General features: G+C 40.6%; 13 protein-coding genes and 1 pseudogene. 5 read left to right on the forward strand and 9 right to left on the reverse strand.

What is annotated here, in order from left to right:
- The first annotated feature begins 254 nt into the window (after positions 1-254).
- Positions 255-419, forward strand: coding sequence for a hypothetical protein (locus AYJ08_RS23670; RefSeq protein ID WP_157452900.1), 165 nt, complete (start codon positions 255-257; stop codon positions 417-419).
- Positions 420-833: 414 nt separating this feature from the next.
- A complete protein-coding gene (locus AYJ08_RS19910) occupies positions 834-1,430 on the forward strand; it encodes a M23 family metallopeptidase (RefSeq protein ID WP_064019156.1) in 597 nt (198 codons plus the stop codon).
- A gap of 594 nt (positions 1,431-2,024) precedes the next feature.
- On the opposite strand, the gene AYJ08_RS24610 is transcribed toward AYJ08_RS19910, so the two are convergent.
- From AYJ08_RS24610 to AYJ08_RS19920, 3 genes are all read right to left on the reverse strand, one after another.
- Complete coding sequence (locus tag AYJ08_RS24610; protein WP_369799694.1) at positions 2,025-2,519, reverse strand: geobacillin-26 family protein; 495 nt, start codon at positions 2,517-2,519, stop codon at positions 2,025-2,027.
- Positions 2,497-2,745, reverse strand: a complete 249-nt coding sequence (locus AYJ08_RS24615) for a geobacillin-26 family protein (protein ID WP_231929181.1) — start codon at positions 2,743-2,745, stop codon at positions 2,497-2,499. The genes AYJ08_RS24610 and AYJ08_RS24615 overlap by 23 nt, the downstream gene beginning before the upstream one ends.
- 334 nt (positions 2,746-3,079) lie before the next feature.
- Positions 3,080-3,418: a YolD-like family protein gene (locus tag AYJ08_RS19920; protein WP_064019157.1), complete on the reverse strand. Its 339-nt coding sequence runs from the start codon at positions 3,416-3,418 to the stop codon at positions 3,080-3,082.
- Between the two features lie 159 nt (positions 3,419-3,577).
- On the opposite strand from AYJ08_RS19920, the gene AYJ08_RS19925 reads away from it, so the two are divergent.
- The 3 genes and pseudogenes from AYJ08_RS19925 to AYJ08_RS19935 form a co-directional block, all read left to right on the forward strand.
- Complete coding sequence (locus tag AYJ08_RS19925; protein ID WP_064019158.1) at positions 3,578-3,853, forward strand: hypothetical protein; 276 nt, start codon at positions 3,578-3,580, stop codon at positions 3,851-3,853.
- A 60-nt stretch (positions 3,854-3,913) separates the two neighbouring features.
- Positions 3,914-4,309 (forward strand): hypothetical protein, encoded by a 396-nt coding sequence (locus tag AYJ08_RS19930; protein ID WP_064019159.1) that lies wholly within the window; start codon positions 3,914-3,916, stop codon positions 4,307-4,309.
- A pseudogene (locus AYJ08_RS19935) lies at positions 4,266-5,036 on the forward strand (site-specific integrase); the annotation flags it as partial. The gene AYJ08_RS19930 and the pseudogene AYJ08_RS19935, both read left to right, overlap by 44 nt.
- Positions 5,037-5,150: 114 nt before the next feature.
- On the opposite strand, the gene glnA reads toward AYJ08_RS19935, so the two are convergent.
- The 6 genes from glnA to AYJ08_RS19965 form a co-directional block, all read right to left on the reverse strand.
- Entirely contained in the window at positions 5,151-6,482 is a 1,332-nt protein-coding gene (gene glnA / locus AYJ08_RS19940) for a type I glutamate--ammonia ligase (protein WP_031413834.1), read from the reverse strand.
- A gap of 48 nt (positions 6,483-6,530) precedes the next feature.
- Positions 6,531-6,938 carry a MerR family transcriptional regulator gene (locus tag AYJ08_RS19945; protein ID WP_031413833.1) on the reverse strand — a complete coding sequence of 136 codons (408 nt, stop codon included), beginning with the start codon at positions 6,936-6,938 and terminating at the stop codon, positions 6,531-6,533.
- A 222-nt stretch (positions 6,939-7,160) separates the two neighbouring features.
- Positions 7,161-9,533, reverse strand: coding sequence for a peptidoglycan D,D-transpeptidase FtsI family protein (locus AYJ08_RS19950; RefSeq protein ID WP_064019164.1), 2,373 nt, complete (start codon positions 9,531-9,533; stop codon positions 7,161-7,163).
- Positions 9,534-9,728: 195 nt separating this feature from the next.
- Entirely contained in the window at positions 9,729-10,997 is a 1,269-nt protein-coding gene (locus AYJ08_RS19955) for a methionine gamma-lyase family protein (protein ID WP_064019160.1), read from the reverse strand.
- Positions 10,998-11,018: 21 nt separating this feature from the next.
- Positions 11,019-12,308: a GTPase HflX gene (gene hflX / locus AYJ08_RS19960; protein ID WP_064019161.1), complete on the reverse strand. Its 1,290-nt coding sequence runs from the start codon at positions 12,306-12,308 to the stop codon at positions 11,019-11,021.
- A 225-nt stretch (positions 12,309-12,533) separates the two neighbouring features.
- Positions 12,534-13,508, reverse strand: coding sequence for an AAA family ATPase (locus tag AYJ08_RS19965; RefSeq protein ID WP_064019162.1), 975 nt, complete (start codon positions 13,506-13,508; stop codon positions 12,534-12,536).
- Between the last annotated feature and the right edge of the window lie 100 nt (positions 13,509-13,608).

Here is a 13,608-nt window from a genome sequence, read left to right on the forward strand (position 1 = left end):
GTTCGGTCATTGTGCTTCCCCCTTAGATTAGGTATAAATTGGATATAAAAATCCTGAAAATATCTCAATCTGAATCATCTTTTTATGCTATCCTTAGTTAAAGTAAATATATGGAAAGATGGTTCTGATGAAAGTTTTTATGATATTAATGGTGTTACTCTCTTCTGTGGGAGAATTTAAACCACAATCAACTACAAGCGTATTTATTGTTGAAGGCAACAGTATGGCTCCTTTTCTAAAAGCAGATGATAAATTTGTTGTTGATAAAGGTTACTATGCAGAGCACTCTGTATGCGCTAGGCCGTGAGTTAACAGAAAGTGAGAAGCGAACGCTCGCGTGGTTGTCAGAACGGGAAACAGAAACAGTTGCTAATGTGCAGAGGATTTTTGATGAATTAAGTGCGAGAGTTCAGAAATGAAAAAGAACTATAAAAAACTTTTCAGGTCGAAAAAGCGCTTCTCTTCCTTGGTGGCAGAAGTTTCTGACATACTTGAATCCGAAAAAACGGATACAAAAAAACTTTCTGAGATTACCTCACTGATGGACTCAGCAAGGAAAGCAACTTGCTATGTTTGTTTACTCGATAACGAAGAAGAGCACCCTAGCAAGACCAAAGGATTGTGCCAAAAGCATTACGGCGAATGGTATCAGAGAAACAGAATCGCGAGCAAAAAATATCATATAGAGCCCTACCCTGTGGCTCTTTTCAAACATACATCATATCTTTTTTATAAACATTGTGATTTTATATAAAATCCACAATAGCCCACAAGCAGGACAAAATAATGTCAAATATACTGAAAACATCATTTATTAGAGGAGAGATAAACTTATGAAAATATACTGCACACATCCATTTAAAACGACTGAAAAAGTCACCATCTCGCTTGGCTGCCATCCAGGACATCCAGGTTCAAAAGACTTGGTGTTTCCAGGCATTACATTTGGCACACCAGTTTATGCTATGGAATCGGGTGTAATAGCTGATATAAGAACAAACAGACCCCATTGTCCAACTCCAGACTGCCCACAGTATGCTAATAATGTTGTAATCCGAGGTCAAGATGGGTTTTTCACAGAGTACAATCACATGGCACGAGCTACCAAGGTTGATCTCAGGGTTGATCCCAGGGTTGGTCCCGGGGGTCGTCCATGGCGTTGGAATAGGCAATACCTAAAGATAGGAGACTCCGTTCAACGAGGTCAATTAATCGGTTTTGTAGATAATTCTGGTTATACTACAGGGCCGCATCTTCATGTTGGCCGATATACACCTGGTGATGATAAAACTTGGTGGAGCAGGCCAACTTGTGATTGGATGATACATGGTGTCGATTCATTTCTTCAGTTCCCACCTTTAGATTGTCGTCCTATGCCTCGTGTCGTTAGACCTGGCTACTATATTGTAAATGGTCCCTTTTATATGTAACTGTGAAATAAAGATTGGTTAAAAATATCCCACAAATTCTTATTCTATAACACATAAAAATGAATCCGTTTTGAAAAAAGTTCTATCAAAATGAATTCATTTTTTTGATTGAGCATTCTATTTTATAAAAAATTTGATTAAAACTCACTTAGTATTCTTTAATCAAAAATGGGAAAAGCATCGCAACATTTTTATAAACGTCGCGACGTTACTTTAAACATCGTGACTTTATTTCAAAGCCACAGCTGTACCCCTGCCCCACAGGCAATACAATCTATAGAGTTGTAGATTTCCTTCCAAATAGAAAAAGCCGCCGGCTATCCGACGACTAATTGTGTTTTTTCACGGCTTGTACCAACGCGGCGATCGAGATTACCAATGTAATTGTTTAAAAAACAGAAAAAGCCATTATATGATAAATAGAATATATAAATGTGATAAACGAGAGCGACGCTACTACAATGCTTACAATATAGAGCACTTTTCGTAACCTTTCGAATTTACCCTTTAAGAGAAAAGGAAGAATTGCTAGATTAAGAAATATAATCAAAGGTAGAAGGAATATAACCCAATTGTATGCTGTCATTTCATTCACTACTTTTCCATAATATTATCAAATGCACGTGCTGTTTTTATTTCAATTAAAACCACATCCGCAGCGTTAATGGCTGCTGCCATACCAAAACCAGCACTTGCAAAAAAAGCGATCAGTCTATCCTCGCCCCAACCTGATTTAATGCCTTTTACACTTGCCATAAATGCCGCGGTTGAAACAGTTGAGTTTGCTATCAACGCAGTCTCTGCTTTTATTAAATCTAGAACTTTATCCTCAAAATCAACTAAGTCGGCTTTGTTGCTTGACGTTTGTTTTACATAGGTGCCTTCTTTACCGTTCCCGACATCCCAATATTTTTTTCCACCACTCTTATCGACTACATAATAATAACCATACCACATATCACGTGCTTCCCGTACTATATTTTTCGCCGACCGTTTTTGTCTGTCTTTTTCTTTCTTTACCTGTTTCTCAGGGTCTGCTATAGAGACCTGTGTTTTGATGCCATCTTCATCGAACTCTAACAGTATGATTCATTTTATCATATGCAGCCTCAGTAATTCGATTTTCACTTTCTACTCTAACTACTCTTAGGCTATCATTATCCTCTAAAATCTCAATCTTATATTTATTTCCTTGACTGTCTTCAATGGTTTCTGCTTCAACAATTTGATTAGATTCATCCAGAGCAAAAACAGGAATACTAGATGAGGCCATTACTGATAAAACAAGAGCACTAGATAAAATAACTTTTTTCATTTTTCCCCTTGGTAATATATGCTAATTTTTTACATAAATTATCATAATAGTTATTGTTTTAAATATCAATAACATATTGGAAACATTTATAGCATGAGCATCAATCAAACCGGGGCGGTTGCAGCTCTTGCAAAAATATGCGAAGTGCTTGACGTTGAGATTTCGGATGTACTCGAACTTTCGGACGAGCGTCTCTAACATACATAGATAGAAACCGTTTGAAAAGCTATTGAAAGTTAAAGGCAAACACCCCACCATAGATAGTCTGGAGGGGTGTTTGCTGTATACCTGTTACCACAGGTAATATATTGTATGTAGTTATAAGATACACTGCTTAGGCCTCTACACTAATCACATCTTCTACAGGTATCCACCAAAAATCCTCATCGTTCTTTAGCTTGATCTGTTTAAATTGGGAATCAAATTTATCTACCCATCCCCAAGCGGATTCTATAACGCCTCTGCCCTCTTTCGTTTCTTTCCACCAGCTAATTGTAAGGGCATAGTCATACTGACGTGAGTCAGATATCCTGTAGCAAAACTCGGCCAGCTCATCCTCTTCAATGATCGGTTTCTCGATCAGTTTCTTATCCTCGTGATACTGACGTAACATTTCTGCATGTTCTGGCAAGATGAATTTCGTTACAAGTGGATCAAGAATTTTGCTAGCCATCAAAACATCCCCTCTGAAATACGAATGTGTGTTCTTATTTTATTAATGATGAGGAGATTATGCAATGGTTAGAAATGGTACTAGTCCAATATACATTTAAATCCATATTTTATAATATATTCTTAATTTTAGAAAATTCAATATGGAGTTAATATGTTTATGAAGAGGTTTGCAACTACTGTAGTTACAGCTATGAGTGTGCTTAGTCTTCTCTCTATTTCACTTCCTACTAGTGCTTATGCAGAATCCAACACCGCAGTAGAATTAAAAGGGGAAAATAATCAAGACATTCGTGTAAATATCCCCGATAGCCTCCGCGGTAAAGTTTCTGAAGAAGAAATTAATGCAATTGTAAAGCAAGCGGGTGATGCTTCTGAGATTACCATTCATGATGTGTTTGAAGCTGAAAATTCTACTCCTCGGTCTACTCCCTAAAGCAACACCACCCCAAGCAAGATTGCTCCTCAAGGAGTGTTTACTTATTATGATTCTCCTGTGTTAAGAACGACTCGAAGCGATCAACCAACCAAAGCAATACAAATTATTTCGGTGGCGAGAGGCCAAACAATAACCCTTACTTCAAAAGAAGCAAGTAAGGTAAGTTCCCAAACTAGAATAAAGTCAAGCGTTACAGCAGGAGCAAATACTCCAGCATCAGCAGCTAGTGAAGTTGAATCACAAATTGGAGTAGAAGTTTTCAAAGAGTTCACTGTACAAGAAGAATTCAAAGGACCTTCAGAAGGCTCCTCATATAACACTCGTGTCTTTTACTGGACTGGCTTCTATGACGAAGGCACGTGGACAATGGACGAGAGAAATCGCTTTACTGATAATATAGTTGCTACTCTACAGCAAACGTTCAGTTGGGTTAGTACACTCTACCATGCATAATGCAATGAGCAGGGCTGTTACATTAGGGAAGATTGAGAAAAATCCATGTATCGGTGCAACTATTAAAGGTCAACAAAAAGTACAGACTTTAAAATTTATGGAGTCAAAAGATATACCCTTTTTTTTGCAACAAGCTTATCAATATAATTACATCTATTGGATTTACTTCAAGCTTTTAATTGAGACTGGAATGCGAAAAGGTGAAGCTGCTGCACTTCAATGGTCTGACATTGATTTAAAACAAATGAACATCAGCATCAACAAAACGCTCGATTTTTCCGCCACGGATAGACGTGAGCTCTTTGGCGATACAAAAACCTATCACTCTGTTAGAACGATTCATATTAGTAAAAACTTAGTTAATGATTTGATCAATCATGCAAAATATCAAAATCAAAACAAGTTAGCGCTAAACGATCTCTACCATCATGATCTTAACTCGGTTCTATGTAGAAATGATGGGAGCTTCATTCCTAAATCTTATCTATTCAACGCCTTCTCAAGGATTTTAACAAGAGCAGGCATTCCCTCAATGCCCATACATTCTTTACGACACACTCACGCAGTTTTGCTTTTAGAAACAGGAGTAGATATGAAATACATTCAAGAGCGTCTCGGACACGGCAGCCTTCGAATCACATCAGACGTATACGCCCACATATCTAAAAAAATCGAAACTGATTCGATAAGCAAATTCGAAGAGTATATGCAAAATATTTACGACTAATTGAAAAAAATGTGGATGTTTTGTGGGTGCGTATGTGGGTGGAGACTTTTTCAACCCTATAACCCACAAACAAGAAAACCCCTCACGCCTACAGACGCAAGGGGTTGCCACTTCTTACAGTGACATGTATTGGTTACGCTCCCACTCGTGAACACGTGTGCGGAACATATCCCATTCAATTTCCTTCGCTTCGATGAAGTGTAACGCGGCATGCTCACCTAGCGCTTCACAGATAACACTATCTGCTTTCAGACATTCGATCGCCTCTTTTAGCGTAGATGGCAAGCTATCAATACCGCTTGCTTCGCGTTCAGCTTCGTTCATCACATAGATGTTGCGATCAACAGCAGGCTGCAATTCTAATTTGTTCTTGATTCCATCCAAACCAGCTTTCAACATAACAGCTAGTGCCAAGTACGGATTCGCTGCCGGGTCGGGATTACGCACTTCCAAACGAGTCCCCAATCCGCGTGATGCAGGGATACGTACTAATGGAGAGCGATTTTTTGCAGACCATGCCACGTAGCAAGGTGCTTCATAGCCTGGTACAAGGCGTTTGTAAGAGTTCACTAGTGGATTTGTAATTGCTGCAAATCCTCTTGCATGCTTTAAAAGACCAGCTAGATAGTATTTTGCTGTTTGACTTAGACCTAGCTCATCAGATTCATCATAGAATGCATTTTCTTTGCCAATAAATAGGGATTGGTGAGCATGCATACCAGATCCACTTACACCAAACAATGGCTTTGGCATAAAGGTTGCGTGCAAACCATGTTGACGCGCAATTGTTTTAACTACCAGTTTAAACGTCAGAATTTGATCAGCTGCATGCAACGCATTTGCATATTTAAAATCAATTTCATGTTGCCCTGGTGCTACTTCATGATGAGAAGCTTCGATTTCAAAACCCATTTTCTCTAAAGTTAGAACGATATCACGGCGACAGTTTTCACCCAAGTCTAATGGTGCAAAGTCAAAATATCCGCCTTGGTCATTCAGATCGAGAGTAGGCTCGCCTTTTTCATCAATTTTAAACAAGAAGAATTCAGGCTCTGGACCAACGTTAAAATCCGTATAGCCAAGATCTTCTGCTTCTTTCATTACCTTTTTTAAAATATAACGGGGATCACCTTCAAACGGTTTACCATCCGGCATATACACATCACAGATCAAACGAGCCACTTTTCCAAATTCAGTTCCCCACGGGAATACCACCCATGTATCTAAATCTGGGAAAAGATACATATCAGACTCTTCAATGCGCACGAAACCCTCAATGGAAGATCCGTCAAACATCATCTTGTTATCCAACGCTTTTGGCAATTGAGAAACCGGAATCTCAACATTCTTACTGATACCCATTAGATCAGTAAATTGCAAACGGATATACTTCACATTCTCTTCATCAGCAAAACGCATAATGTCTTCTTTCGTATAACGGCTCATTCTCTCTTCCTCCTTGACCAAATCCATCAATTTTTTGTACCCATCTATCTAGTGGAAGAACCTGGAAAGCTCTCCACGAATCAATGCCGATTCACTTAAGCGATTGGCACTGGGGTTTATCACTTGTTGTTTCAATAATTGCAGTAATTCCTTCTTCTCCATTTGTGGACGAGCTGCCGGTTTTCCTGGTAAGATCGGCGCCTCCACAACAGGCTCCTTCAATTGGATCACCTGTTTAATGCCAGCAATATTTAGCCCCTTATCAATCAGTTGTTTAATTTCTAACAGACGATCTACGTCATTAAACGAAAATAACCGCTGCTTCCCGTCTGTACGAGCTGGTGTGACTAACCCGTGTTGTTCATAATACCGGATCTGTCGTGCAGTCAGATCGGTTAATTTCATAACGATGCCTATGGGAAAAAGGGCCATGTTGCGACGGATTTCATCACTCATTTTGCTTCCCCTTCCTAGCAAATCAAATCATTTCATTTTGTTATGTTCAAATTCTAACTGATAGCAGATTATCTGTCAACACATGTTAGGAAATCTGACATTACTTTTTTACAACAAGAAAAAAGCATGCCCTCGACGATCTCTTGACTACCTTATTTGCGGTAGAACAGCGAGACGATCTGAGAACATGCTCCCTTGTGATTCATTTCTTATTCATTTGAATTACTGCTCAATCCCATACATTTTCACATATTCCTCCAAAATTTGCTTTGCAATCACTCCAGACATATCAGCACCATGCCCCCCACCTGGTACAACGACTGCAAATGCAATCTGTGGATTTTTAACAGGTGCATATCCGACAATTAGCGCATTGTCTGCGTTCCCTCCCGTTTGCGCTGTACCCGTTTTAGCTGCCACAGGAAACGGAAACCCCTTGAAGTTACGATACGCTGTCCCATTCGGCTTTGTTACCTTTGCCATACCTTCCTGCACTACCTTTATCCACTTGGCATCAATATCGACCTTATTTAGAACATATGGCTCCACTTTGGTCAATGTTATTCGTTCTGCTGGATTACTTGCTCCCTTCCGAATCTCTTTGACTAAATGAGGTTTGATTCGATAACCCCCATTTGCGATTGTACTGACATACTGACAAAGCTGCATAGGTGTAAAGCTATTGTATTGACCGATAAATGCATCTACTAAATTCCCTAAATACTTGTCGTTTGCCAGGTACCCTGTCTTCTCACCCGGAAGATCAATTCCCGTTTTTACACCTAGCCCGAATTGGCTGTTATAGTAATCTAACACATTAAATTGTTCGCTATAATGCTTGCCTTCACGATTCCCCTTTCTTGCTAAACGAAGCCCCATCTCATACATATAAGTATTATTAGATACCTGTAAGGCCCTTCTTGCATCTACTGCACCATGTCCAGAGCGTAACCAGTTATTTTTGAAGCGATTTCCAACAAAGAGACCACCTCTGTCCATGATCGTCTCAGAAGGAGTAACCAGCCCCTCCTGCAAGGCAAGCATCACGGATATAGGCTTTACGGTCGAGCCTGGCGCATAGGCTCCTCGAGTAATTTTATTATCTTCATAAGGCCAGATATCAGTTTTATACACTTTACGAAATGTTTCTCGATCATAATACAAATTCAAATCATAATCAGGATAATTTGCCAAAGCTAATATTTCCCCCGTATCAGGAGCCATCACCACCGCATGCCCAACTTTCAGATTTTTCTGCGAAAGGTTTTTATACAGGATTTCCTCTACTTTATCTTGAAATCTCCAGTCCAAAGTAAGAATAAGATCATTACCAGGCTCTGCAACACGCTTTATGGTTTCGTTGACAAATTCTGAATTCCGATTTACCTGTACAGTCATGGCGCCAGTTTTCCCCCGTAGCTGCGACTCGTAATAATTTTCTAAGCCAGCTACACCAACCAATTCATTCCCAGAATATTGTTTGGACTTATACTCCTTCACAAAGCGAGGATCAATGGAGTTTATATACCCCAAAATATGTGTCGCAAGTGGCCCTCCGTTTGCATCAGTCTTTACTTTTCTAAGCGGCTCCACCTCTACATAAACACCAGGCAATCGGGCTAATCGCTCCTCAATCCGAGCATCTTCAGCCCCTGTAATATTTCGCTTGATCTGTCTTGGCATGAAGGCTGGGACACCCATGCCTACCATCCGCTCTAAAACAAGTAATTTTCGCCAAGTCTGCTCACGTTGTATCTCAGACAGACCTAGGTTTACATCTAAGAAAAAGAAGCGTGCATTTTCAATTAGCTTTCGATCGCTTTGCTTCGTAACAGGTGTTGCACGTAAAATCTCAATGGAGCTTTTTATTTTGCGAACAAGATCATCTGATTGTTTTTTCTCCAAATGATAAGGAAACGGAATCTGCTGTTGCAGAAGTTCGCCAAGTAGTACCCGATCATTTGCCCCTTGCTCATACGATAAGGCCTTTCCTGTTTTTTTTCGCAACAGCTCAAGAGCCTGAGCGCGTTCTGCATCGGCAAAGGCATATTTGATTGGTATATGCACTTCTTTTGCTAGGCGGAGTAACTCTACGGATTGTAATAGTTCCATTTTCTCTGGTGAAGGCAATGCATCTAATTTTGTCTGTATTTGCGTTCGCAGTCTCTGACGTTCCTCAAAAGACAATATGATGGGAAAGCTAGCTTGTAGCTGAATTCCTAAGTCAGCCAGCTTCTTATCATCACCTCGCTCTTCTTGAATCCAATCAAGCAAGGTAGCCAATTCCTCCGCTACTCTCTCCTTGTTTATTTTTTCTTCTGGTCTATCCATAAATTTAACAGTGAAAACAGGTTTATTATCCACTAGGACTACTCCATTGCGATCTAAAATATGACCTCTTGGAGCAGGAATTGGAAGTTCTTTGAGGCTGTATTTTTCTAATTCTTGCGCAAATAGCTCTCCTTGAACAACTTGAACATATGCTAGCCGTAAAATGACAACTACAAAACAGATAAAAACAGCTAAAAACATAATATTTACACGGAATACTATTTCCGGGTCTTTTTTTCGCTGCTGCTCTGATTCAATTTGCATGATTTCACCGCATCCCTTGTCATATATCCCTTTCTTATAAATATACCAGAACATTCCATATATTCCATTAGATAATATGGTTGAAAAATTTGTACGTCCTGCTCGTTTTCACTTTTACTCCATATCAAAAAGACAGCTATAAATGTTGGACATTCATAGCTGTCTGCATAATTTCATTATATTTATCGTTACATGTTATAAATCAAGCAGCCCTTTTGCAATCATGCCATCTAAAGCTGTTAAAATACCCACTTTTACATGCGAGTACGTAAGCCCTCCCTGCACAAAGCCCAAATAAGGCGCACGTAGAGGACCATCAGCAGAAAACTCAATGCTAGCCCCTTGAATAAAGGTGCCCGCTGCCATGATAACCTCATCCGCATAGCCTGGCATTGGACTAGGGTAAGGTGTTACATGCGAATCGACAGGAGCCGCCTTCTGTATACCTTGGCAGAAGGTTATTAATCGTTGTGCACTTCCAAATTCTACAGACTGAATTAAATCAGTTCGTGGTTCATGCCACAACGGATCAGTACGGAAACCCAGTTTTTCCAGCATGGCAGACGAGAAAATCGCCCCTTTCAACGCTTCGCCTACTACATGCGGAGCTAAGAAGAACCCTTGGAACATCTCCAATAAAGAGTATAATGACGCTCCGCCTTCCGCTCCGATTCCTGGAGCTGCCATACGATAAGACGCCATTGTAACCAAATCCTCGCGTCCTACAATATAGCCACCTGTTTTAACCAAGCCGCCACCTGGATTTTTAATCAGTGAACCAGCCATAATATCAGCGCCGACCTGTAGCGGTTCTTTTTCCTCTGTAAATTCCCCATAGCAATTATCCACGAACACATATAATTCAGGGCGTATTTCCTTCACAAAAGAAATCATTTCCTCTAGCTTAGCAATCGTAAACGACGGGCGATCCGCATAGCCACGCGAACGCTGAATCCCAATCACTTTCGTTTCGGGACGAATCGCTGTTCTTACAGCATGAAAGTCAATGCTTCCATCCTCTAATAATGGTACATAGTCGTAACTAATCCCATAATCCTTCAATGAGCCTTGACCTTCTCCACGCACTCCTACCACTTCTTCTAGCGTATCGTATGGTTTGCCCGTTATATATAACAAGTGATCTCCTGGGCGCAGCATTCCAAATAAACTAATTGCAATCGCATGCGTTCCAGATATAATATGCGGCCGTACGAGAGCCGCTTCTCCACCAAACACTTCTGCGTAAATAGATTCTAGTGTTGCTCGACCACTATCATCATACCCGTAGCCAGTAGATGGTGAAAAATGAAATTCATTCACTTCATGCTTTTGAAATGAGCGCAATACTTTTAATTGATTATAATCAACCAAGCGGGATACTTCCTGATGTCGCTTGGCAATCATCTCTTCTACCTCTTCCACAAGCGGACGTAATTGCGCCCCGTGCGTAAACAGTTGAAACATGTTCTTTCTCTCACCTTTCTCTTACCATTCCTCTTCGTTGATTGCTGGTGGGTTTACCATATATGGAATCAAGCGCCCATACATTGGTTCATCTGGCTTAATACGTATCGTAATATGATAAGCGGTGCCATCCTCGGAGAATTCCTGCTCCATTTCTAGTCCAGCTCGATGCATCATGGAGATTACATCCCCACGCTCCATCGGAATAATCAGATCGACACTTTCATATCCCGTCAATACAATTCCTTCGACTCTATTTAATAAACGCTGCAAATCCTGCTCAGACAATGCTGATATCTGAATCGAATCTTCAAGGTGCGGCAAATACTTGTCAATATCAAGCAGATCAGCCTTATTATATACCACTAATCGAGGGATGCCTTCAGCTTCTAAATCCTTTAAGACCTGATCTACAACCTCCATATGAACTTCAAAATCAGGATGGGAGCAGTCGATCACATGTAAGATTAAATCTGACTCTAGAACCCCTTCTAATGTGGATCGAAAAGCTGCAATCAAAGCAGTCGGCAGGTCTTGAATAAAACCAACTGTATCCGTCAACAGTACTTCTTTTCCACTAGGAAGAACCAACTGACGTGTGGTTGGATCAAGCGTAGCAAATAATTTATCCTCTTGCAATGTATCTGCTTTTGTTAAATTATTTAATAAGGTAGATTTGCCTGCATTCGTATAACCAACCAGCGCGATTTGGTAAACATGGTTTTTCTTCCTCCGCTCACGATGAAGCTGTCTTGTCCGCACAATATCATCTAGCTGTTGCTTTAATTCACTAATTCGACGACGAATGTGACGGCGGTCTGTTTCCAATTTTGTCTCACCAGGTCCACGTGTTCCAATACCGCCACCTAATCGGGACATCTGATTTCCTTGCCCGGCAAGTCTGGGCAGTAAATAGCTATATTGTGCTAGCTCTACTTGAATCTTACCTTCACGCGAATTAGCTCTACTCGCGAAAATATCCAATATCAATTGTGTGCGGTCAATTACTCGACACTCAAATAACGCTTCCAAATTACGATTTTGGCTAGCAGATAATTCATCATTAAAGATGACAACATCTACATCCAGACTTACTGCTAATTCCGCAATCTCTTGAATTTTACCCGTTCCTAGATACCAAGCTGAATCGACACGCTCGCGATTTTGGGTAATAACTTCTAGCACTTCAACACCGGCCGTCCGCGCTAGCTCTCCCAGCTCCTCTAGGGATAACCGCATCCGTTCCTCATCTCTCTGATCTAATAGACAACCAACTACTATAGCTGTTTGTTGTTTATTCCATTCACTCATATATGTAACCTTCCTTCCCACGTCCCCAGACGAAAAGAACGGCATCCGTTCGCATGTCTAGCAAACGTATGCCCTAATTCATTCTTTTACTAGCTAGTAATCAATATACCTTCTTTTTTACCCATTTGTCATCCTTTTCATCCTTCACCCGTTAAATCTAGAGAGAGGCTAGCTTTGTTCTCCAGATTTAAAAAACACATGTTACGTCCTTTAAACGTCAGGCTTTCAGTTCAAAAAAGGATTGCTTACCTGTAAGTCCTCTGCTCGTATGCTCATTAATTCTTCCTTGCTTGGGTTAGAACTCTTTAACAACCGCATAGCTTGTGCCCGAATAGCCTTCTCCAGCATATTCCGTATGTAACGAGCATTGCTAAATGACTCCAAAAAAGGGTCGGATAGCAGGTGGATCAGATGCTGCTTCATTTTTTCTTTTGCCGTAGAGGTAAGCACATATTGTTTTTGCTCGACCATGATCGCCGCAATTTCCATCAGCTCATCTACCTCATAATCCGTAAAGTGAATCTGAATGGGAAAGCGCGAGGGCAGGCCTGGATTGATCTGCAAAAACTCATCCATCTCCTCTGTGTACCCGGCCAAAATGCAAATAAATTCGTTTTTGTGATCTTCCATTGCCTTCGTTAGACAATCTACTGCTTCTTTGCCAAAATCCTTTTCTCCTCCGCGCGCTAACGAATAAGCCTCATCCACAAACAAGATTCCGCCCAAAGCCTTTTTAATTAAATCTCGTGTTTTCTGCGCTGTATGTCCAATGAACTCCCCCACTAGATCGGCTCGTTCCACCTCAATTAAATGGCCCTTGCTTAAAATCCCCATCTCTTTGAGCACCTTCCCAAAAATCCGGGCCACCGTAGTCTTTCCCGTTCCTGGACTACCTTTAAACACCATATGATATACCTGTTGTTCTGTCTTTAATTGATGCTTTGCGCGTTCACGGTTCGTTCTAAGGAGGGCATAAATCTCGTACATGACAAGCTTTGCCTCATCTAGTCCAATCATTTTTTCCAGTTCATTAATAACAGATTTGATTTGATCATTTGCAGTAGATCGTACCGTGTCTGCTAACGGCTCTGGTTCCTTTAGCGGCTGTACAACCGGATGATGAAACACAAATTGAATTCGATGTGGTGACTCCGGTGATTCTGTAACGACCGTTTTGGTCATAGTCGCAGCCTGTTTCATGTCCCATCACCTGCCTTCCATAATCGTCTCTACAGTATACGCAGCATACTTTGAAATCCTGTACAGAAAATCCAAAATAAATAGCTTGATTTATAAAAAA

It is taken from the genome of Brevibacillus sp. SKDU10 (assembly GCF_001645205.1).
GTDB lineage: Bacteria > Bacillota > Bacilli > Brevibacillales > Brevibacillaceae > Brevibacillus_B > Brevibacillus_B halotolerans.